General features: G+C 70.3%; 15 protein-coding genes. 8 read left to right on the top strand and 7 right to left on the bottom strand.

The window, feature by feature from the left end; translation table 11 throughout:
- Positions 1-151: 151 nt before the first annotated feature.
- The gene (locus EAO72_RS17345; RefSeq protein ID WP_148018243.1) at positions 152-1,786 is read left to right on the top strand and encodes an FAD-dependent oxidoreductase; all 1,635 of its coding nucleotides are present in this window, start codon (positions 152-154) and stop codon (positions 1,784-1,786) included.
- 18 nt (positions 1,787-1,804) lie between these two features.
- Here the strand turns inward: EAO72_RS17345 and EAO72_RS17340 are convergent, their stop codons facing one another.
- Positions 1,805-3,328, bottom strand: coding sequence for an alpha/beta fold hydrolase (locus EAO72_RS17340; RefSeq protein ID WP_148018242.1), 1,524 nt, complete (start codon positions 3,326-3,328; stop codon positions 1,805-1,807).
- 176 nt (positions 3,329-3,504) lie between these two features.
- On the opposite strand from EAO72_RS17340, the gene paaK reads away from it, so the two are divergent.
- Positions 3,505-4,800 (top strand): phenylacetate--CoA ligase PaaK, encoded by a 1,296-nt coding sequence (paaK, locus tag EAO72_RS17335; RefSeq protein ID WP_148018241.1) that lies wholly within the window; start codon positions 3,505-3,507, stop codon positions 4,798-4,800.
- A 150-nt stretch (positions 4,801-4,950) separates the two neighbouring features.
- Here the strand turns inward: paaK and EAO72_RS17330 are convergent, their stop codons facing one another.
- The 4 genes from EAO72_RS17330 to EAO72_RS17315 all read right to left on the bottom strand — a co-directional run bounded on the left by EAO72_RS17330 (position 4,951) and on the right by EAO72_RS17315 (position 10,409).
- A complete protein-coding gene (locus tag EAO72_RS17330) occupies positions 4,951-6,450 on the bottom strand; it encodes a fatty acyl-CoA synthetase (protein WP_148018240.1) in 1,500 nt (499 codons plus the stop codon).
- Positions 6,451-6,533: 83 nt separating this feature from the next.
- Positions 6,534-7,640 (bottom strand): calcium:cation antiporter, encoded by a 1,107-nt coding sequence (locus EAO72_RS17325; RefSeq protein WP_148018239.1) that lies wholly within the window; start codon positions 7,638-7,640, stop codon positions 6,534-6,536.
- Between the two features lie 121 nt (positions 7,641-7,761).
- On the bottom strand, positions 7,762-9,303 hold the full coding sequence (locus EAO72_RS17320) for an acyl-CoA synthetase (protein WP_148018238.1): 1,542 nt from the start codon (positions 9,301-9,303) through the stop codon (positions 7,762-7,764).
- Positions 9,300-10,409 carry an NAD(P)H-dependent flavin oxidoreductase gene (locus EAO72_RS17315; protein WP_148018237.1) on the bottom strand — a complete coding sequence of 370 codons (1,110 nt, stop codon included), beginning with the start codon at positions 10,407-10,409 and terminating at the stop codon, positions 9,300-9,302. The genes EAO72_RS17320 and EAO72_RS17315 overlap by 4 nt, the downstream gene beginning before the upstream one ends.
- 183 nt (positions 10,410-10,592) lie before the next feature.
- On the opposite strand from EAO72_RS17315, the gene EAO72_RS17310 reads away from it, so the two are divergent.
- On the top strand, positions 10,593-12,443 hold the full coding sequence (locus EAO72_RS17310; RefSeq protein WP_148018236.1) for a serine hydrolase domain-containing protein: 1,851 nt from the start codon (positions 10,593-10,595) through the stop codon (positions 12,441-12,443).
- Positions 12,444-12,548: 105 nt separating this feature from the next.
- On the opposite strand, the gene EAO72_RS17305 is transcribed toward EAO72_RS17310, so the two are convergent.
- Positions 12,549-13,406, bottom strand: coding sequence for an alpha/beta fold hydrolase (locus EAO72_RS17305; RefSeq protein ID WP_148018235.1), 858 nt, complete (start codon positions 13,404-13,406; stop codon positions 12,549-12,551).
- A gap of 98 nt (positions 13,407-13,504) precedes the next feature.
- Here EAO72_RS17305 and EAO72_RS17300 point away from each other — a divergent pair, with 98 nt between their 5' ends.
- Complete coding sequence (locus EAO72_RS17300) at positions 13,505-13,924, top strand: winged helix-turn-helix transcriptional regulator (RefSeq protein ID WP_148018234.1); 420 nt, start codon at positions 13,505-13,507, stop codon at positions 13,922-13,924.
- An 853-nt stretch (positions 13,925-14,777) separates the two neighbouring features.
- Positions 14,778-16,169, top strand: coding sequence for an endo-1,4-beta-xylanase (locus EAO72_RS17290; protein WP_410090398.1), 1,392 nt, complete (start codon positions 14,778-14,780; stop codon positions 16,167-16,169).
- Positions 16,170-16,300: 131 nt separating this feature from the next.
- Here EAO72_RS17290 and EAO72_RS17285 read toward each other — a convergent pair whose 3' ends face one another.
- Positions 16,301-17,383, bottom strand: a complete 1,083-nt coding sequence (locus EAO72_RS17285) for a LacI family DNA-binding transcriptional regulator (RefSeq protein WP_148018233.1) — start codon at positions 17,381-17,383, stop codon at positions 16,301-16,303.
- Between the two features lie 226 nt (positions 17,384-17,609).
- On the opposite strand from EAO72_RS17285, the gene EAO72_RS17280 reads away from it, so the two are divergent.
- The 3 genes from EAO72_RS17280 to EAO72_RS17270 all read left to right on the top strand — a co-directional run bounded on the left by EAO72_RS17280 (position 17,610) and on the right by EAO72_RS17270 (position 20,769).
- Entirely contained in the window at positions 17,610-18,878 is a 1,269-nt protein-coding gene (locus EAO72_RS17280) for an ABC transporter substrate-binding protein (protein WP_148018232.1), read from the top strand.
- A gap of 138 nt (positions 18,879-19,016) precedes the next feature.
- Positions 19,017-19,859: a carbohydrate ABC transporter permease gene (locus EAO72_RS17275; protein WP_148018231.1), complete on the top strand. Its 843-nt coding sequence runs from the start codon at positions 19,017-19,019 to the stop codon at positions 19,857-19,859.
- A complete protein-coding gene (locus EAO72_RS17270; RefSeq protein WP_261991531.1) occupies positions 19,846-20,769 on the top strand; it encodes a carbohydrate ABC transporter permease in 924 nt (307 codons plus the stop codon). Before EAO72_RS17275 ends, EAO72_RS17270 begins: the two co-directional genes overlap by 14 nt.
- The last annotated feature ends 6 nt before the right edge of the window (positions 20,770-20,775 follow it).

The raw sequence follows: 20,775 nt of genomic DNA, 5'->3' as shown, positions 1-20,775 counted from the left end.
GGCGACGTCTCCGTGACCGATCGTGAAACGCTGGTCCGGCTGACGCGAGATTTATGAACCGTTCAGGTGAGCGGGCGTCCGAACCGCTCCGAGAAGGCTCCGACAAGGGCATGGACACTGCATCTGTACGGCGTCCGAGCAGGAGCAACTCATGAACGAGAACGTCGACGTCCAAGTACCGGTCCTCATCGTGGGCGGCTCCCTGGTGGGCCTTTCCGCGTCCCTCTTCCTCGGCCGGCTCGGCGTCGAGCACCTGCTGGTCGAGAAGCACGCCGCCACTTCGACGCACCCACGGGGCCGCGGCAACAACGTCCGCACGATGGAGATCTTCCGCCGGGCGGGGGTGGAGCCGCAGATCCGTGCGGCCGCTTCCGTCCTGGCGGAGAACCACGGCATTCTGCAAGCCGGTTCACTGACCGGTGACGACCAGGAGTGGCTGTTCAAGGAGATCGACCCGGGTGGCGCACTGGCCCGTTTCAGCCCGAGCGGCTGGTGCCTGTGCAGCCAGAACGACCTGGAGCCGGTGCTCCTGGACCGGGCCCGGGAGCAGGGTGGCGATCTGCGGTTCTCCACCGAGCTGCTCTCGTTCGACCCGGACGCGGCGGGGGTCGGGGCGGTCCTGAAGAACCGGGAGACGGGCGAGCACACCACCGTGCGCGCCGACTACCTGATCGCGGCCGACGGTCCGCGCAGCCCGGTCCGGGAGCAGTTGCGCATCGGCCGTTCGGGTGCCGGTGACCTCTTCCACAACGTGAGCATCACCTTCCGGTCCCGGCAGCTCGCGGACGTGCTGGGCGACCGGCGCTTCATCGTCTGCTACCTGACCAATCCGGAGGCGGACGGCGCGCTGCTGCCGGTGGACAACGAGCAGGAGTGGGTGTTCCACGCGCCGTGGCAGCCGGACCGGGGCGAGACGCTGGAGGACTTCACGGACGAGCGGTGCGTGGCGCACATCCGCAAAGCGGTCGGGGCGCCGGACATCGACGTCGAGATCACCGGCAAGGCGCCGTGGCATGCGGCGGAGCGGGTGGCCGACCGGTACTCACGGGGCCGTGTATTCCTGGCCGGCGACTCGGCGCACGAGATGTCGCCCACCGGGGCGTTCGGCTCCAACACGGGCATCCAGGACGCGCACAACCTGGCGTGGAAGCTCGCGGCCGTGCTGCGCGACGAGGCGGGACCGGGCCTGCTGGACACCTACGAGGCGGAGCGGCGCCCGGTGGCCCGGGCGACGAGCGAGCGGGCCTCGGCACGTTCCGGCGAGCACAGCCACCCGGGGTACGCGGCTCCGCCGACCGTGGGCGGCGGGAAGCGGGGCGGGATGCTGAACGTGGCGCTGGGCTACCGCTATGTGGACGGCGCGGTGCTGGGCATCGGTCCGGAGTGGCCCGTGGTGCCCGAAGGCGTGCAGCTGTCGGGTGAACCGGGCAGCAGGGCACCGCACCTGTGGGTGCGCCGGGCCGGTGAGCGGATCTCCACGCTGGACCTGTACGAGCGGTCGTTCGTACTGCTGACCGACGCCGCGGACGTGGCGTGGCGCCGGGCGGCCGCACGGGTGGGCGAACGGCTGGGAGTGCGGCTCGACGCGTTCGGGATCGGCACGGGCCCGGGCGGGGACCTGGAGCCGGAGGACGGTGCCGACTGGGCCGAGGCGCACGGGACGAGCGCCGAGGGTGCCGTGGTGGTGCGCCCCGACGGGTTCGTCGCCTGGCGTGCGGAGTCGGGCGTCGAGGACGCCGACGCGGCGCTGCACGAGGTCATGGTGGCGCTGCTGCGCCGGGACTGACGCCGGCGGCGACCGGGCTCAGCCCACGCCGAACGACCGGAGGGCCGCGMGGAACTCCTCCGGTCGTTCGGTGTGCACGAGGTGGCCCGCGTCGATGGTGAGGTGCCGCGCGCCGGGGATCTGCCGGGCCATCCGGGCGATGTCCTCCTGGTCGATCCGGCTCCGGGGACCGCCGCCGATGACGAGCGTGGGAGCGGTGATCTCACCGAGGAGTTCATGGCCGGCCGGATCCGGGTCGTTGAGCTGGGCGTCGATGGCGGGCACCAGGGGCCAGTCGAAGTCCAGCTCGCCGGTGGGGCGTTCGGCCGCCGCGCGGGGCGGGTCGAGCGGCAAGGGCGGCGGCGCCTCCTCGATGACGAGGCGGCCGATGAGTCCGGGCTGCCGTTCGGCGAGCAGATACGCCGCTGCGCCGCCCATGGAGTGTCCGACGACCGTGGCACCGGCGAGGTTGCGTACTTCCAGGAAGGCGTGCAGGTCGTCGCGGAACAGCTCGAAGGAGTAGCGGCCGGGCCAGTCGCTGAGTCCGTGGCCGCGGAAGTCGAAGGCGTACACCCGGTGCCGGGCGGCGAGCCGTTCGGCGACGGTGGTCCAGGTGGTGCTGGAGCCGCACCGTCCGTGGACGAGGACGACGGGCGGTGCGGACGGGTCGCCCCACACACGGTGGGCGAGCCGGATCCCGCCGGCCTGGACGCTGTGCACGTCCGGGTCCAGAAAGGCGGTGACGGTCCGGACGAAGGCGCCCGGGTCGTCGAGCCAGGGGAAGTGCCCGGCGCCGCGTTGCACGGTGAACTCCGATTCCGGGAAGAGTGCGGCCAGTTCGGCGGCCCGGTCGGGCGTGGTCACGCCGTCGTACTCCCCCGCGAGGACGAGCACGGGGGACGGCAGGGTCCGCAGGGCGGCGACCGTCGCGGCCGGGTCGAACGCCCCCGGCCCGTCATAGGCCCGTGCCGCATCGGAGTTGATCTGCCGCGCGGACAGAGCGGCGTGGGACCGGGCGGCGGCGTCCCAGCGCCCGTACAGGAACGGTCTGGCCACTGTGCGCAGTTCGTCCGTCATGCGTCCGGCCCAGATCTCCTCCAGGGCCCCGAGCGCCTGCGCGTACCAGGGTTCCGCGCTGCGCAGCGCGGCGGCCTCCCGGGCCTCGCGCTCGACGAACGGGAAGCCGACCGCCCGCGTGGTGGGGGCGACGAGGATCAGGCTCCGCACGGCCTGCGGGTACCGCGCAGCGTAGAGCGCGGCGAGGTCCCCGGCCGCCGAGTGGGCGAGCAGGTCGGCACGGTCGGTCCCCAGGTGCCGGCGCAACGCCTCGACGTCCTCGACGAGCCGGTCGCACCGGCAGGTGGAGATGTCGTCCGGCACGGCGGAATCCCCCGTCCCGCGCAGATCGAGGACGACCAGCTGACGTACGGCGCAGAGCCCGCCGAGGTCCCCGAGATAGGCGCCGGCTCTCATCGCACCGCCCGGCAGACAGATCAGGGGCTCGCCCTGCCCCATGACCTGATAGGCGAGCTCGGTCCCGTCGTACGTGCGGAAAGTCGGCATGGACCCATCCAAACAGGGCCGACCGGGTGATGCGGCCGTGTTCGGTACGGGCGTACCCGCGGCCCGTGCCCGATACGCCGCACCTCTTGCCACACCGGGGAAGATCCTGAATTACTGCTCCCGGAAGGAACGACCGAATGATCGGTCGTCCGCACGGTGCACGGAAGGAGACCGGCATGGCGGTGCTGCTGGACGCGGCGGAGCGGATGGGCCGCGAGGAGCTGGCGGCGCTGCAGCTGGAACGGCTGCGGGCCACCCTGCACCACGCGTACGACCGGGTCGGTCACTACCGGCAGGCGTTCGACCGGGCGGGGCTGCATCCGGACGACTGCCGCTCGCTGGCCGATCTGGCCCGGTTCCCGTTCACCACCAAGGCCGATCTGCGCGACAACTACCCGTTCGGGATGTTCGCGGTGCCCGAGGAGCGGGTGCGGCGGATCCATGCCTCCAGCGGGACGACGGGCCGCCCGACGGTCGTCGGCTACACGGAGAAGGACCTGGACACCTGGGCCGACGTGGTGGCCCGCTCGATCCGGGCGGCCGGTGGGCGGCCCGGGCAGAAGGTCCATGTCGCGTACGGTTACGGGCTGTTCACCGGCGGGCTGGGCGCGCACTACGGGGCGGAGCGGCTCGGTTGCACGGTCATTCCGGCCTCGGGCGGCATGACGGCCCGGCAGGTCCAGCTGATCCAGGACTTCCGGCCCGAGATCATCATGGTGACGCCGTCCTACATGCTGACGCTCCTGGACGAGTTCGAGCGGCAGGGCGTCGACCCGCGGACGACGTCGCTGACGGTGGGGATCTTCGGGGCCGAGCCGTGGACGCAGGAAATGCGCCGTGAGATCGAGGAACGGTTCGCGATCGACGCGGTCGACATCTACGGCCTGTCCGAGGTGATGGGCCCGGGTGTGGCGCAGGAGTGCGTGGAGACGAAGGACGGGCTGCACATCTGGGAGGACCACTTCTACCCCGAGGTGGTCGACCCGTTCACCGGCGAGGTGCTGCCCGAAGGGATGGAGGGCGAGCTGGTGTTCACCTCGCTCACCAAGGAGGCGATGCCGGTGATCCGCTACCGGACCCGCGATCTCACCCGGCTGCTGCCCGGCACGGCCCGGGTCTTCCGGCGCATGGAGAAGGTCACCGGGCGCAGCGACGATCTGGTGATCCTGCGCGGGGTGAACCTCTTCCCGACGCAGATCGAGGAGATCGTGCTCCGCACGCCCGGGGTGTCGCCGCACTTCCAGCTGCGGCTGACCCGCGAGGGGCGGCTGGACGTGCTGACGGTGCGGGCCGAGGCCCGGGCCGGAGCGACACCGGAGCAGCGGGAGGCAGCCGCCGCTTCGGTCGCGGCGGCCGTCAAGGACGGGATCGGGGTCTCGGTCGGGGTCGAGATCCTCGATCCGGAGACGCTGGAGAGGTCGGCCGGCAAGTTCAGGAGGATCGTGGACGAGCGGGAGCAGCGGGGCGGTTGACGCCGACGCCGGGCAGGAGTCCGACGCGCACCGGCCGGGCCGTGTCACACTGCGCCCGGGGCGGGCCGGGCCGGAGCTCGCCCGGTCCTCGACGGGCCGGTCCTGGCGCCCCGGAGCTCGCCCGGTCCTCGACGGGCCGGTCCTGGCGCCTCAGGCGAAGCGGTCGCGGAGCTCCCGCTTGAGGATCTTTCCGCTGGCGTTGCGCGGGAGGCCGTCCACGAACACGACCCTCTTCGGCGCTTTGAAGTGGGCGAGCTTCTCGCGGGCGTGGTCGATCAGTTCGGCCTCGGTTGCCTCCCCGCGCAGCACGACGACGGCGGTGACGGCTTCGATCCAGCGCTCGTCGGGCWGCCCGACGACGGCCGCCTCGGCGACGGCGGGGTGGGTGTAGAGCGCGTCCTCGACCTGGCGGGATGCGACGAGGACGCCGCCGGAGTTGATGACGTCCTTCACCCGGTCGACGACCGTGAAGTAGCCCTCCGCGTCACGGACGGCGAGGTCGCCGGAGTGGAACCAGCCGTCGCGAAACGCCTCGGCGCTCTCCTGCGGCTTGTCCCAGTAGCCGCTGCACAGCTGGGGCGAGCGGTAGACCACCTCGCCCGCGGTGCCGTCGGGGACGTCCTTGCCGTTCTCGTCGACGACCTTGGCCTCGACGAAGAGGACGGGCCGGCCGCAGGAGTCCATCCGGCCCTCGTGCTCGTCCGGGCCCAGGACGGTGGCGAGGGGGCCGATCTCGCTCTGGCCGAAGCAGTTGTAGAAGGCGAGCTCCGGAAGGCGTGCGCGCAGGCGTTCCAGTACCGGGACGGGCATGATCGACGCCCCGTAGTACGCCTTGCGCAGACCGCCGAGGTCGCGGACCGCGAAGTCCGGGTGGTTGGCGAGGCCGATCCAGACGGTCGGCGGGGCGAAGAGGCTGTCGGCCTGCCCCGACTCGACGAGGTCGAAGATCCGGCCCGCGTCCGGCGCGTCGAGGACGGTGTTCTCGGCGCCGACGGCGAGGTAGGGCAGCAGGAACACGTGCATCTGCGCGGAGTGGTAGAGCGGCAGGGCGTGCACGGGCCGGTCGCCGGCGCGCAGATCGAGGGCGGTGACCGCGCTGACGTACTCGTGGACGAGGGCGCCGTGCGTCATCATCGCGCCCTTGGGCAGGGCGGTCGTGCCGGAGGTGTACAGCAGCTGAACGAGGTCGTCCGCCGCCGGTTCGTGCGCGGACGTGAAGGGGCGCGGGGTGTCGAGTTCGGCCAGCAGCGAGCCGGCGTCGTCGCGCAGCGGCCGTACGGCGTACCCCGGCGGGACGCGGCCGGCGAGGTCCGGGTCGGTGAGCACCAGGGAGCTGCCGGACTGGCTCAGGATGTACGCGAGGTCCTCGCCGGTCAGGTTCTGGTTGACCGGCACATGGACGAGTCCGGCCCGGGCGCAGGCGAGGTAGGCGATCAGGTACGCGTCGGAGTTGTGGGCGTACGAGGCGACCCGGTCCCCCGGGTGCAGTCCATGGCCGTCCATGAGGACGGCGGCCGCGGTACTGACCGCCTCGTCGAGCCCGCGGTAGGTCCAGGCCCGGTCGGCGTACCGCAGGGCGGTCCGCTCGGGGCTGCGCCGTGCGCTGCGGGTCACGACTCCGTCGACTGTGCTGCTGCGTACACCGGTCATGGCGTGATCCTGTGCGGCGGGGGCCGTGGGGTCAAGGCCCCGGTCCGCGGCCGGGCCGGCGTGGCGGCTGCCGGCCGCCGCGGTCAGGGGCTGATCGCGAGGAAGACGAAGGCGGCGAAGATCGACAGGTGGACGCCGCCCTGGAGCAGGGTGGCGCGCCCGGGTACGACGGTCAGCGCGCCGACCACCACGGTCAGCACGAGCAGCACCATATGAGTGGCGCTCAGCCCGAGGTGGAGCGGTCCGGACAGCCAGATCGAGGCGAGTGCGATGGCCGGGATCGTCAGGCCGATGCTGGCCATCGCCGAGCCGAGTGCCAGGTTGAGACTGGTCTGGATGCGTTCGCGGCGCGCCGCCCGCACCGCGGCCAGGGTCTCGGGGAGGAGCACCAGCAGTGCGATCACGACGCCGACGACGGCCTGCGGCATGCCGGCCGCCTCCACGCCCGACTCGATGGCGGGCGAGACGGCCTTGGCGTCGCCGACGACGGCGACCAGGGCCACCAGGAGCATCGTGAGGCTCAGGGCGGTGGCTCCCCGGCCCGGCAGCGCCGCCCGGTGCTCGTCCTGTTTGAGATGGCCGTCCTGGGTGAGCGGGAGGAAGTACTCACGGTGCCTGACCGTCTGCACGGCGACGAACAGGCCGTAGAGGAACAAGGAGGCGACGGCGGCGAAGGTGAGCTGCGCCGCCGAGAACTCCGGACCTTCCTTGCCGATGGTGAAGGTCGGCAGCACCAGGCTGAGCGTCGCCAGGGTCGCCACGGTCGCGAGGGCGGCGCCGGAGCCCTCCGCGTTGAAGACGACGACGCGGGTGCGGACCGCACCCACCAGCAGGGAGAGGCCGACGATGCCGTTGCAGGTGATCATCACCGCCGCGAAGACGGTGTCCCGGGCCAGCGCGGACGTCTTGGGGCCGCCGTCCGCCATGAGCGTGACGATGAGCGCCACCTCGATGACGGTCACGGCGACGGCCAGGACGAGCGAACCGAAGGGTTCACCGACGCGGTGGGCGATCACCTCGGCGTGATGCACGGCGGCCAGGACGGCGCCGGCGAGGCACAGTGCGACCACGGCGACGGCGAACGGCGGCAGCTCACGCCCCCAGCTGAACACCAGAGCGAGCGCCGCGACGAGCGGCACGACCACGGTCCACCGGGTCGCCAGTGACCGGATCGTCGCGCTCGTGTTCATGGGCCATACGCTGCCAGAGCGGACCGGTACCCGCTCGCCGGGAGGGACAACCGGAGCGGGCCGGACGCCCTGGTGCGCGAGCGGGAGCGGCGCTCGCCCGGAGGGGCGCCCGGACAGGTCGTCAGCCGTGGCCCTCCCAGTACGGTTCGCGCAACCGTCGTTTGTACAGCTTGCCGTTGGGGTCGCGGGGCATCGCCGTGATGAAGCCGAGGGTCTTGGGTCGTTTGTACCCGGCGAGCAGCCCGTCGCAGTGTCCGAGGATCTCGGCGGCGAGCTCGTCGCCCGCCTCGTGCCCGTCGGCGGCCTCGACGACCGCTCTGACCTCCTCGCCCCAGTCGGCGTGCGGGATGCCGAAGACGGCGGCGTCGGCGACCGCGGGGTGGCTGAGCAGGGCGCTCTCGATCTCGGCGGGGTAGATGTTCACGCCGCCGGAGATGATCATGTCTATCTTGCGGTCACGGAGGAAGAGATAGCCGTCCTCGTCCAGGACCCCGAGGTCACCGACGGTGAAGAAGTCACCGATGCGGCTCTTCCTCGTCTTGCCCTCGTCCTTGTGGTAGCTGAAGCCACCGGTGCTCATCTTCATGTAGACGGTGCCCAGCTCGCCCGGGCCGAGCCGGTTGCCGTCGTCGTCGAAGACCGCGAGTTCACTGATCGGCCAGGCCCGGCCGACGGTGCCCGGCTTCCTCAGCCAGTCGTCGGCGGTGGCGAAGGCGCCGCCGCCTTCGCTGGCCGCGTAGTACTCCTCCACGCACCGGCCCCACCAGTCGATCATGGCCCGTTTGACGTGGTCGGGGCAGGGGGCGGCGCCGTGGATGGCATGGCGCATCGCCGAGACGTCGTACCGCTGCCGGACCTCGTCGGGGAGGGCGAGCAGACGGTGGAACTGGGTGGGGACCATGTGGGTGTGGGTGCAGCGATGGGTGTCCATCGCCCGCAGCATCTCCTCGGGCGACCACTTGTCCATCAGGACGAGGGGGTGGCCGATGTGCAGGGCGGCACCCGCGAACTGGAGGACGGCGGTGTGGTAGAGCGGCGAGCAGACCAGGTGGACGTTTCCGTCGAACGGCTTGATGCCGAAGATGCCGAGGAAGCCGCCGAGGTAGCTCTCCTCGGGAAGCTTGCCGGGCAGCGGCCGGCGGATACCGCGCGGCCGGCCCGTGGTGCCGGAGGTGTAGTTCATGACCCAGCCGAGTGTCCGGCCCTCCGGGGGCGAGACCGGCCGGTTCTCCAGCAGTTCGGTGTACGGGCGGAAGCCGTCGACCGCGCCGACACCGTAGCGGTGGCTCGCGGGCAGCTTCGCCTCGTCGGCGGCGGCGGTCGCGGCCTCGGCGAAGCGTTCGTGGGCGATGAGCACCTTGGCGCCGGAGTCGGAGACGATCCAGGCGATCTCCGGCCCGACGAGGTGGTGGTTGACGGGGACGAGGTAGAAGCCGGCCTGCGAGGCGGCGAGGTACGCGGTGAGGAACTCGACGCCGTTGGGCAGGACGACCGCGAAGGCGTCACCCTCTTCGAGTCCGGCCGCGCGCAGTCCGTGGACCATGCGGTTGGCCTCGGCGTGCAGCCGCCCCGCCGTCCACGTCCCGCCGTCGGGCGCGGTCAGGACCGTGCGGTCGGGGTCGGCGGTGGCCTGGGCCCAGAAGCCGTTGGGCGGCTGGTTCATGAGGCACTCCGTCCGGCGATGCGGTTGATCCGGTCGATGGCTCGTTCGAAGCCGCTGGTCAGGTCGTCGAAGACGGCCTGCACGCTGCGTTCGGTGTTCATCCGGCCGACGATCTGCCCGACGGGTGTGCCGAGCAGGGCGCCCGTCTCGTACTTCTGGATACGGGAGACGGCCTCGGCGACCAGGAGCCCCTGGAGCGGCATGGGCAGGGTGCCGGGACCCGACGGGTCGTCCCAGGCGTCGGTCCATTCGGTACGGAGCTGGCGCGCGGGCTTGCCGGTGAGGGCGCGCGAGCGGACGGTGTCGCCGGAGCCCGCGGCCAGGAGCTTGGCGGTCAGGGCCCGGGAGTGCATGTCGGCCTCCTCGGTGGTGAGCCAGAGGGAGCCGAGCCAGACGCCCTGGGCGCCCAGGGCGAGTCCCGCGGCGATCTGTTCACCGCTGCCGATGCCTCCCGCCACGAGGACGGGGAGCGGTCCCACCGCGTCGACGACGTCCGGGACGAGGACCATGGACGCGATCTCTCCGGTATGGCCGCCCGCCTCGTATCCCTGCGCGACGACGATGTCGATGCCGGCGTCCGCGTGGTGGAGGGCATGCCGGGCGCTTCCGGCGAGCGCGGCGACGAGGACGTCCTGGTCGTGGGCGCGGGCGACGACGTCGGCGGGCGGTGAGCCCAGCGCGTTGGCGAGGAGCTTGATGGGGTAGTCGAAGGCCACATCCAGCTGGTTGCGGGCGACTTCCTCCATCCAGCCCGTGATGCGCCAGCCCGACGCCTCGCCCTCGGCGAGTTCGGGGACGCCGTGTCTGGCGAGGGTCTCCTGGACGAACTTCCGGTGGCCGGGCGGGATCATCGCCTCCACATCGGCCTCGCTCACGCCCTCCACCTTCTTCGCGGGCATGACGACGTCGAGACCGTAGGGCTTGCCGTCGGTGTGTTCCTGCATCCAGTCGAGGTCGCGTGCGAGGTCGTCGGGGGCGGTGTAGCGAACCGCGCCGAGTACGCCGAATCCACCGGCCCGGGTGATGGCCGCGGCCACCGCCGGGAACGGCGTGAAGCCGAAGATGGCGTGCTCGATCCCCAGTTTTTGACTCAGCTCCGTCTCCATGGGCGGCAGGATGCCGCAGTCCGACAACCGAGGGAAGAGATTTTCTGATGCAGTGTCAGATTCTTTGTGATCCCGGGGGCTACGGGACGGCGGAGGGTGACAGTACCCTCTGCTTCGGCAGGAAGTTTCAGGCTCGGACAGGATTTCGAAAGTTACTTTCACAGCATGGGGAAGGGGTTCCGGATGACCGAGGACACGGCGGGCGGGGGCATCAGCCGGCGGAGGCTGGGCGGTGGGATGCTGGCCCTGGGCGGCGCACTCGCCCTGGCGCCCGTCCCGTTCGCGGCGGCGGCGTCTGCCACGGAGTCGGGGGCGAGGTCGTCGGACATGAGCAGAGGGACCGCGGCCGGGACGCCGTCGGGGCAGGGCAGGCCGACGCTGCGGCGCGGGTCCGCCGCCCGCGCGGGACTCCTTCAGGAGCCGCTCGACCAACTCGTCACCGAAGCGGAGAGATATCTCGCCGACTCCCCCAAGCACCCGTGGTACGCGGGCGCCGTCCTGCTCGCGGGGCGGGGCGGGACGGTGGCGCTGCACCGGCCGATCGGCAAGGCGGTGCGCTATGCGGCGTACGACGAGAAGACCGACACCGGTGTGGAGTTCCCTGCCGACCAGCAGATCGACATGGCCGAGGACACCGTCTTCGACCTGGCGTCGGTGTCGAAACTGTTCACCTCGATCCTCGCCGTGCAGCAGATCGAACGCGGCAGGCTGGAGCTGGAGGCGCCGGTCGCCTCCTACCTCCCCGACTTCGCCGGCGGTGGCAAGCAGGACATCACCATCCGTCAGCTGCTCACGCACACCTCGGGTTTCCGCGCCTGGATCCCGCTCTACAAGGCGCCCACCCGCGAGGGAAAGCTGGAGCTGATCTGGAACGAGGTCCCGGCGAACCCGCCCGGCACGGCATACCTCTACTCCGACCTCAACCTGATCTCGCTCCAGCTGGTACTGGAGAAGATCACCGGACTGACCCAGGACGTACTGCTCCGCGAGCAGATCACCGCTCCGCTCGGGATGCACCGCACTCGCTACAACCCACCGGCCTCCTGGAAGCCGAAGATCGCCGCCACCGAGGACGCCAGGCTGCCCTGGTCCGGACTGGAGCGCGGACTGGTCTGGGGCGAGGTGCACGACGAGAACGCGTACAGCCTGGACGGTGTCGCGGGCCACGCCGGGGTCTTCTCCTGCGCCTGGGACCTGGCGATCCTCGCCCGCACCCTGCTCAACGGCGGGGTCTACGGCCGCGCGAGGATCCTCTCCGACGCCTCGGTCGACCTGCTGTTCACGGACTTCAACACCGCGTTCCCCGGTGATGCGCACGGTCTCGGCTTCGAGCTCTACCAGCACTGGTACATGGGGGCGATGGCCACCCCGCGCACGGCGGGCCACACCGGCTTCACGGGCACCAGCCTGGTGCTCGACCCGACCACGGACTCGTTCCTGATCGTGCTGGGCAACTCGGTCCACCCGGTGCGCAGCTGGCGCTCCGGCAGCGCGCCGCGTGTCGCCACCGCCAATCAGATGGCCCGGGCGGTCGCGGTCCGGCCCGCCCGCGGCCGTACCGCGTGGTTCTCCGGCCTGGCGAGCGCCTCGTCATCCACGCTGGCCCTCCCGCCCCTCGCAGTGAAGTCGGCGCGGGCCCGGCTGAGCTGCGCGTTGTGGTGGGACACCGAACCCGCTTCCGACTTCCTCTTCCTGGAGGCGTCGGCGGACGGCGGGACCACGTGGCAGCCGGTGCCGTTCACCACTGCCGCGGCATCGCCGAGCGGGCAGCAGCAGCCCGAGCCGCATCCGGCGGGCTCGGTGTCCGGCTGGTCGGGCCGGGTCTGGCACCGACTGGAGGCGGACCTCGCGCAGTGGGGCGGCGGGGAGTTGCGGCTGCGCTGGCGATACGCCACGGATCAGCTCTACGTAGGCCGCGGGGTGTACGTGGACGCCATCAAGGTCGAGGACGGCGGACGTACGGTCTTCGACGAGGGCCGGCCGTCCGACGCCCGGCGCATCGAGGCGAACGGCTGGGCCGCTTCCGCGAACTGACCAGCGCGCGACGAACGGCCGGGGCACGGCCGGGCCATTGCGCCAGGCCGCCCCCGGCCGGGACACGGCCGACCTCGGCATCTCGGCACCTCGGCACCGATGCGCTCACTTCGGCAGATCGGCGTCGAGGAACGGCGCAAGGAGCGCGAGCAGTTCCTGAGGGCGGTCCAGGGGAACGATGTGGCCGCAGTCCTGAAGATGGTGCCCGGTCAGGTCGTCGGCGAGGGGCCGGAGCTGACGTTCGAGCGCGGTGCCGACGGGGTGCGAGCCGACGGCCATCGTGGGCATGGTCAGCCGGGCCGTCGCGACGGCATCCTGAAACTGCCGTGCGCTGGTGGGCAGGGCCCGGTAGTAGGAGAACGCACAGCGCAGGGCCTCGCTCCCGGTGTACGCGCGGACGAAGGCCGCACGGAGGTCTTCGGGTACGCCCCGCCCGAGCGTGCCCGCGTCGAGGAACCATTCGATGTACGGGGCCTCGTTGCCCGCCAGGACGGTCTCGGCGAGTCCGGGGACGTCGTGGAAGCCGAACCACCACGGGGCGCCCCCCGCGAACGCGCTCTCCGCTCCGGGGAGGCGGCCGAGCAGCGCCTCCATCACGACCAGGCGCCGCACGCGACCGGGCCGGCGCAGCGCGAGCATGGCGGCGGGAGCGGCGCCCGCGTCGATGCCGACCACGGCCGCCGAGCTCTCACCGAGTGCGTCGAGCAGCCCTTCGGCATCGGCGGCCAGGGTGCCTGCGTCGTAGCCGGCGACGGCACGTTCGCTGGCTCCGAAGCCGCGCAGGTCGGGGGCGATGACCCGGTACTGCCCGGCCAGCCGGCTCATGATGCCGCTCCAGAGCTGCCAGGTGTGCGGAAAGCCGTGCAGCAGCAGAACCGCGGGGCCGTCCCCGGCGACGGCGACGTTCAGTGCGACGCCGTTCGTGGCGATGCGGCGCAGGCGGGGTGTGGGGGTGACGGGCATGACGGATCCTTAGTGGTTACCATTCATGACCATAAAACGATAGGTAACCGTCGGACCTTTGCCCAGACGGCACTTTCAGGAAAGGTGGTGAGCCACGGGTGACCACCCCGGAGCCCCGAGCCGCCCGCCGTGGGGAACACGGCGACCTGTTCGATCCCCAGTGCCCGACGCGGCAGTTGCTGGACCGCCTGGGTACCAAGTGGACGTCCATGGCCGTCAAGACACTGGCCGATGCCGCACCGGACGAGGTGCGCTTCGCGGAGCTGAAGCGCCGGATGCCCGGTGTCTCGCAGAAGATGCTGTCCGTCACGCTGCGGAGCCTGACCCGCGACGGGCTGGTGTCGCGCCGGGTCGAACCCAGCGTGCCGCCGCGGGTCTTCTACCGGCTCACCGGACTCGGGCTGTCCCTGGAGGCCGTGCTTGCAGGGCTGCGCACGTGGGCGGAGGAGCACATGGCCGAGATCGACCGCTCCCACTACGCCGTGGAGCAGGAGGCCGAGGGGACCGCGGAGGCTTAAGGGCCTCTCGTCTGGATCATGCCGGGCTCGCGGGGTCCGGCACGCGCATCTGCGGCGTTGTCGTCGGTCGCCCATGCTCCGCAGTGACTCCCTCCTCCACCTTGCGGCTGCACGCACCGGACCCCGCTCCCTTATCCGGCCTGATCCGAACGAAAGACCCCAGTCCGGACCCGGATCGCCCGTTACCGCGCGTTGGCGCAAAGGGCTCCACTCGAGGGAGCGGCAGCGGGCAGCTCTCAGGGGCGCGACCCAGGACCTTACGTTTGGATCGGGCGGAGCCGGGGGGCCGAGCCCGGCCGCGATGCTCTGCCGCTCTGCGCCGGAAGTCGGTTCATCCCCCGCCTCATCTCAAGATTCTTTTCAGGGTCGAAATATTTCGACCCATCTGCTCCTCACTTTTAATTCCTCCGCCACCTGGTCAGCTGATGCGCGCACAGAACCCCCAGCTCATCCAAGGTGGCGCCGACAGACACTCCGCACGTCCGACGCACCGTCACGCGAAGATCCGCCTCAACGATCGGAATCCTTTCGTAACTGTCAGCGGCGAATGTGCGTATGCGCCCCATCCGCCATCCCTCGCGACATGAACGGAATCGGATATCCGCAGTTCAAGGGAGCCATGGGCCCCCGAGTGCCGCTTTACCTCCTCGAAATATTTCGGAAATGTAGCGTTGACGAGCCGCCCGGGCGGGCGCATACTCTCCCTCGCTCCCTTGCAAGGCCGATCAACTTCTCGCCACGGAAACGCGTTTGACCGCGCGTCCCGTGTCGGGCGAACCGTTCTGCGCACAGTCCACCCCCCTTCCGGGCGGCCCGCTCATGCCGCCCGGCGACCGGAAGAAGGTGCTGGAAAGTGATCGTCAATTCATCGCACGGCGGCGAAGCCGCACGTCCGCAGCCGCGCTCACGGGCACGAAGGGCCGGCGTGCTCGCCCTCGCGGGCCTGCTCACGGCGGCGGGGGTCCTCTCGCTCGCGGGCACCGCCGAGGCCGCGACAACACTCGGGGCGTCCGCCGCCGCCAAGGGCCGCTACTTCGGCACCGCCGTAGCCGCCAACCACCTGGGCGAGTCCGCGTACGCCTCCACCCTGGACACCGAGTTCACCATGGTGACCCCGGAGAACGAGATGAAGTGGGATGCCGTCGAGGCCTCCCGGGGCAGCTTCAACTTCGGCTCCGCGGACCAGATCGTCAGCCACGCCCAGGGCAAGGGCATGAAGCTGCGCGGTCACACGCTCGTGTGGCACTCGCAGCTGCCCGGCTGGGTCAGCGGACTCGGCGCCACCGATCTGCGCTCGGCGATGAACAACCACATCAACCAGGTGATGGCGCACTACAAGGGCAAGATCTACGCCTGGGACGTCGTCAACGAGGCCTTCCAGGACGGCAGCAGCGGGGCCAGGCGCAGCTCGCCCTTCCAGGACAAGCTCGGCAACGGCTTCATCGAGGAGGCGTTCCGCACCGCCCGGGCCGCCGACTCCGGGGCCAAGCTCTGTTACAACGACTACAACACCGACGGTCAGAACGCCAAGAGCAACGCGGTCTACGCCATGGTGAAGGACTTCAAGCAGCGCGGCGTGCCGATCGACTGCGTCGGCTTCCAGTCCCACTTCAACAGCAACTCCCCCGTTCCCTCTGACTACCAGGCCAATCTGCAGCGCTTCGCCGACCTGGGTGTCGACGTGCAGGTCACCGAGCTGGACATCGAGGGCTCGGGTTCGGCGCAGGCCGCGAGCTACACCAAGGTCGTGAACGCCTGCCTGGCCGTGACGCGCTGCAACGGCATCACGGTGTGGGGCATCCCGGACAAGTACTCGTGGCGCAGCAGTGGCACCCCGCTGCTGTTCGACGACAACTACGGCAAGAAGCCGGCGTACACCGCCGTGCTCACGGCCCTGGGCGGCACCGGTGACGGCGGGGGCGACCCGGGCACCGGCGGCGGCGCGTGCACGGCCACGTACACCAGGACCAGCACCTGGGGCGACCGCTTCAACGGGCAGGTGACCATCAAGGCCGGTGGTGCGGCGATCAGCACCTGGACGGTCCCCGTGACGGTGACCTCACCCCAGAAGGTCTCCGCGACCTGGAACGGCACCCCGTCCTGGGACGGCAGCGGCAACGTGATGACGATGAAGCCCAACGGCAACGGCAGTCTGGCCGCCGGCGCCTCGACGTCCTTCGGGTTCACGGTCATGACGAACGGCAACACCTCGGCGCCCGTCATCGGCGCCTGCACCGCTTCCTGATCCGTCCGGACGTGCGGGCCACGGGCTACGGCATCCCCGGACCGCCCGTCCCCCACGGCGCGAGGGCACCGTCTCCCGGACGGTGCCCTCGCCTCGTCCGTGTGCGGGCCGGACAGGCATGAGCCGATGACTCACCGCAGCGCACGGGCCCCGGCCTGCGCCGCCACCTCCGCGGGCGCGGGCGCCGTCGACTCCCGGACCACCAGGCGTGGCCTGATCAGGAGCGAGCGCCCGGCGACCGGCGCCGAGTCGATACGGGAACGCAGCTGCTGGAACGTCTCGGCCGCCATCTCCGGCAGCGGCTGGCGCACCGTGGTCAGCGGCGGTTCGAAGAGGTCGGCGAGCAGGATGTCGTCGAACCCGACCACGGACACGTCCTGCCCGGCGTTGCGGCCGGCGTCCTTGGCGCCCCGGCAGATCCCGATGGCGCACATGTCGTTGATGGCGACGAACGCGGTGGGCGGGCGCGGGCCGCACAGCAGTTCACGGGCGGCCTTGCGCCCCAGTTCGGCGGCGTCCTTGTCGCCGAACTCGGCGGTGTCGGCGCCGGGCCACACGATCGCGTCGGCCGGGTCGAGGCCGGCCGACTCCAGGGCGGCACGGAAGCCGCGCAGCCGCTCACGGCGGTTGACGCTGTTGACCGAGCCGGACACGAACGCCAGCCGGCGGTGCCCCAGTTCCAGCAGATGACGGGTGGCGAGCTCGGCCCCCATGGCGTTGTCGACGCTGATGGAGGCCAGCGACGGCGGATCGCCCGCCTGGGCGGTGCGGTCGAAGGCCACCATCTTCAGGCCGCGGCTGAGCAGCGGGGCCACATGGTCGAGCGAGGGCAGCGAGGAGCAGAGCACCACGCCGCTCACCCCGTCGGCCAGCAGCTCCTCCCCGTACTTGAGCTCACGGGCCGGATCGCGCTCGCTGTTGCAGAGCAGTACGTGGTAGCCCTCGGCCAGCGCGATGGCCTCCAGCTCCCGGGCCAGCGCCCCCCAGAAGGGGTTGGCGACGGACGGCACGATCAGGCCGATGACCTTGATCCGGCCGGTGCGCAGCATGCGGGCCGCCCGGTTGGGCCGATAGCTGAGCTGCTCGATCACCTGCTCCACGCGGGCCAGGGTCGCCGCCTGCATACGGTCCGTACGTCCGTTGAGGACGTTCGACACGGTGCTGGCGGAGACACCCGCAGCCTCCGCGACCTGATGGATCGTTACCCCGCTCATGCCACCTCCGGTTCGGAACGTGTTCAGCCACACTAGTGTACCGATTTACTGAACTCTCTTCACCGGTACACCCGTTAACTTCCCCGAAAATTGTTGTGCATCAGCTGTTGACGCGCCTCTCGGGGCGTTCTTAGTCTCAGTGCATCGATTTACCAGTGCTTCCCAGCCATGGCCGGGATGCCATCGCTGGATCGATCCACTGCCTCCGCCTCAAAAGGGGTGTCCAATGGAACTCAAACGACGGTCGCTGCTCGCCGCCATCGGCGCAGGTACGGCTGCGGCCGCACTCTCGGGCTGCGGCACCGGCTCCACGGCGGCCGGCTCCGCCGACGGTCCCGCCGAGGGCGAGATCACGCTGCTCACCCCGATCTACGAAGGCGCCAACGGCAAGACGCTGTTGGAGAAGGAGATCCTCGGCGGCTTCCGGAAGAAGTATCCGGACGTCAAGGTGAACGTGGACTACACCACGTACGCGCAGCTCAACGAGAAGATCACCACGGGTATGGCCGGCGGGCTGCTGCCCGACGTGATGATGATGGGCGTCGGGTGGATCCCGCCGTTCGCGGCGAAGAAGGCCATCGCTCCGCTGCCGGAGAAGTTCGCCACCGCGCACGACTACGAGAAGCGGGTGCTGGAGCCGTCGCGCTACGACGGCAAGCTGTACGCGCTGCCGGTGGTCCTCGACACCCGCATCGTCGTCTACCGCAAGGATCACTTCGCCGAGGCGGGGATCAAGAAGACCCCCGCCAACTGGGCCGAACTGCGGGCCGTGGCGAAGCAGCTGACGAAGGACGGCCGGATCGGCTTCGACCCGTTCTCCATCGACCTGCGCCAGTGCTGGGAGACCTTCCTGTTCGCCAACGGCGGTCAGCTGTTCAGCGCCGACGGCAAGAAGGTGCTGTTCACCGACAGCCGGGGAGTCGAGGCGCTCCAGTTCTTCAAGGACCTGTCCGCGGACGGCTCCGCCGACTACACGAAGAAGACGGACGCCGGTGCACCGTCGAACGTCCAGACGGGCAAGGCGTCGATGATGATGACGACGAGCGCCCTGTGGGAGCAGGTCCGCACCCAGAACCCGGAGCTGTTGAAGGACGACACGCTCGGCGCGTTCGTGCTGGCCAACCGCAAGCCGGCGATGCTCCAGGGCGGCACGCTCGTCACTCAGTCGGCGAGCTCCAAGCACCCGGCGGCGGCGCGTGCCCTGGTCGAGTACCTCGCGACCCCCGACTCGATCCTGGGCGCCGCGAAGCAGCGCGGCTCGGTACCGGGGCTCAAGGACCTCAACGAATCCGGCTACGTGAAGGAGAACAAGTTCGTCGATCTCTCCCTCCAGAACATGGGCGCCGCCTGCTCCGAGGGCGGCACCCCGGCCTGGATGGAGATCCGCGAGAAGATCAAGCCGACGCTGGAGCCGGCGATCGTGGGCGGCCAGTCCGCGAAGGACGCCATCGCGGAACTCGGCCGTCTCGCCGAGGCCGCCATCGGCCGGATGTGAGGCGCCACTGTGGGAGCTGTATCCGTACTGAAGGCACGGCCCGCGCGGCCGCCTTCTCCGCCTGAGAAGACCCGGCCCGCCAAGCGGCGGACCGGCAGGACCCCCACGGGCCCGGGTCGCCGCCGGCAGCGGGCCGGCATGCTGATGGTGGCCCCCGCGCTGCTGCACGCCGCCCTCTGGATCGGCCTGCCGGTCGTGGCGTCGGTCTTCCTCGCCTTCACGAAGTACGACGTGCTGACGCCGCCGCAGTTCGTGGGCCTGGACAACTTCAAGGAGATGCTGGACGACGCGGTGTTCCGCAAGTCCATCGTCAACACCGTCATCTACACCTTCTTCACCGTGCCGTTCGGCATGATGCTGGGGCTGCTGCTGGCACTCGCCCTGCACACGGGTCTCAAGGCGCGCGGGATCTTCCGTACCGCGATCTTCCTTCCGCAGGTCACCGCCACCGTAGCGATCGCCCTGGTCTGGCTGTGGATCTACAACCCGAACAACGGGCTGCTCAACGCCCTGCTCTCGTCTCTCGGGATCGACGGCCCGGCCTGGCTCTCGTCGACCACCTGGGCGTTGCCCTCGGTGATCCTGGTCGGGGTCTGGCAGGGCATCGGCATGAAGATGCTCATCTACCTGGCCGCGCTCCAGTCGCTGCCGAGGGAACTGTACGAGGCGGCGTCGGTGGACGGCGCGTCCAAGGCCCGGCAGTTCTTCTCGATCACGCTGCCGCTGCTGAAGCCCGCGACGTTCTTCGTGCTCATCACCTCGATGATCACCGCGTTCCAGGCGTTCGACCAGATCTACATCCTCACCGAGGGTGGGCCGGCCAACAGCACCACGATGATGACGTACGAGATCTACAAGTCCGCCTTCCGGGAGTTCCGCGTCGGCTACGCCAGCGCCCAGTCCCTGGTGCTGTTCGTCCTGCTGATGGGCTTCACCCTGGTCAACCGGCGGATCATGGGAGGCACCCGTGGCCACAACTGAGCTGCACAAGCCCGGGGTCGGGCACACGACCCGCCCCGTGGCGCAGCGGAAACCGCTCTCGGCCGGCCGGGTCGCGCTCTATGTGACGCTGTCCGTCATCTCCCTGCTGATGGTGGTGCCGTTCGTCTGGATGGTGCTGACCTCTCTCAAGACGCCGGTGGAGATCGCGTCGCAGGACGCCGGACTGCTGCCGGAACACTGGGACTTCAGCAACTACAGCGAGGCGCTGAAGGCCGCGCCCTTCGCCACGTACGCGCGCAACAGCTTCATCATCGCGACCAGCCACACCGTGCTCAATCTGCTGATCGCCTCGATGGCGGGGTACGCGCTGGCCCGGATCAGGTTCCGGGGCAGCGAGGTCATCTTCTACCTCTTCATCGCGGCGCTGATGATCCCGACGTACACCAAGGTGCTGCCGGAGTTCCTGATCGTCCGCTTCATGCCGCTGGCCGGCGGGAACGACCTGTTCGGCCAGGGCGGCAGCGGCTGGCTCGACACCTGGTGGGCGCTCATCGTGCCCGGTGCGGTCACCCCGTTCGCCGTCTTCCTCTTCCGGCAGTTCTACCTGGATCTTCCGGTGGAGCTGGAGGAGGCCGCCCGGCTGGACGGTCTGGGCGAGTTCCGGATCTACGCCCGGATCATGACGCCGCAGGTCAAGCCCGCGCTCATCACGGTGGCGCTGCTGACCTTCGAGTCGTCCTGGAACAACTTCCTGTGGCCGCTGCTGGTGACCCGGACGGACAGTCTGCGGGTCATCCAGGTGGGGCTCTCCGTCTTCAAGACGGAGAACGGCCCCCAGTGGCACTTCCTGATGGCGGGCACCACGCTCGCCACCCTGCCCATGGTCGTCCTCTTCCTGATCGGCCAGCGCTACTTCGTGCAGGGCTTCGCCACCGCCGGTCTCAAGTGACCGGTC

The sequence above is a fragment of the Streptomyces sp. OR43 genome, from assembly GCF_008042275.1.
Taxonomy (GTDB): domain Bacteria; phylum Actinomycetota; class Actinomycetes; order Streptomycetales; family Streptomycetaceae; genus Streptomyces.
Note: the sequence above shows the minus strand (reverse complement) of the source record. Positions and strands in the feature narration are given on the sequence as shown.

Bases quoted from the DNA above. Each gene is read 5' to 3' on its own strand.
- EAO72_RS17345 (WP_148018243.1), top strand. From the start codon at position 152: ATGAACGAGAACGTCGACGTCCAAGTACCGGTCCTCATCGTGGGCGGC.
- paaK (WP_148018241.1), top strand. From the start codon at position 3,505: ATGGCGGTGCTGCTGGACGCGGCGGAGCGGATGGGCCGCGAGGAGCTG.
- EAO72_RS17325 (WP_148018239.1), bottom strand. From the start codon at position 7,640: ATGAACACGAGCGCGACGATCCGGTCACTGGCGACCCGGTGGACCGTG.
- EAO72_RS17320 (WP_148018238.1), bottom strand. From the start codon at position 9,303: ATGAACCAGCCGCCCAACGGCTTCTGGGCCCAGGCCACCGCCGACCCC.
- EAO72_RS17315 (WP_148018237.1), bottom strand. From the start codon at position 10,409: ATGGAGACGGAGCTGAGTCAAAAACTGGGGATCGAGCACGCCATCTTC.
- EAO72_RS17310 (WP_148018236.1), top strand. From the start codon at position 10,593: ATGACCGAGGACACGGCGGGCGGGGGCATCAGCCGGCGGAGGCTGGGC.
- EAO72_RS17305 (WP_148018235.1), bottom strand. From the start codon at position 13,406: ATGCCCGTCACCCCCACACCCCGCCTGCGCCGCATCGCCACGAACGGC.
- EAO72_RS17285 (WP_148018233.1), bottom strand. From the start codon at position 17,383: ATGAGCGGGGTAACGATCCATCAGGTCGCGGAGGCTGCGGGTGTCTCC.
- EAO72_RS17280 (WP_148018232.1), top strand. From the start codon at position 17,610: ATGGAACTCAAACGACGGTCGCTGCTCGCCGCCATCGGCGCAGGTACG.
- EAO72_RS17275 (WP_148018231.1), top strand. From the start codon at position 19,017: ATGCTGATGGTGGCCCCCGCGCTGCTGCACGCCGCCCTCTGGATCGGC.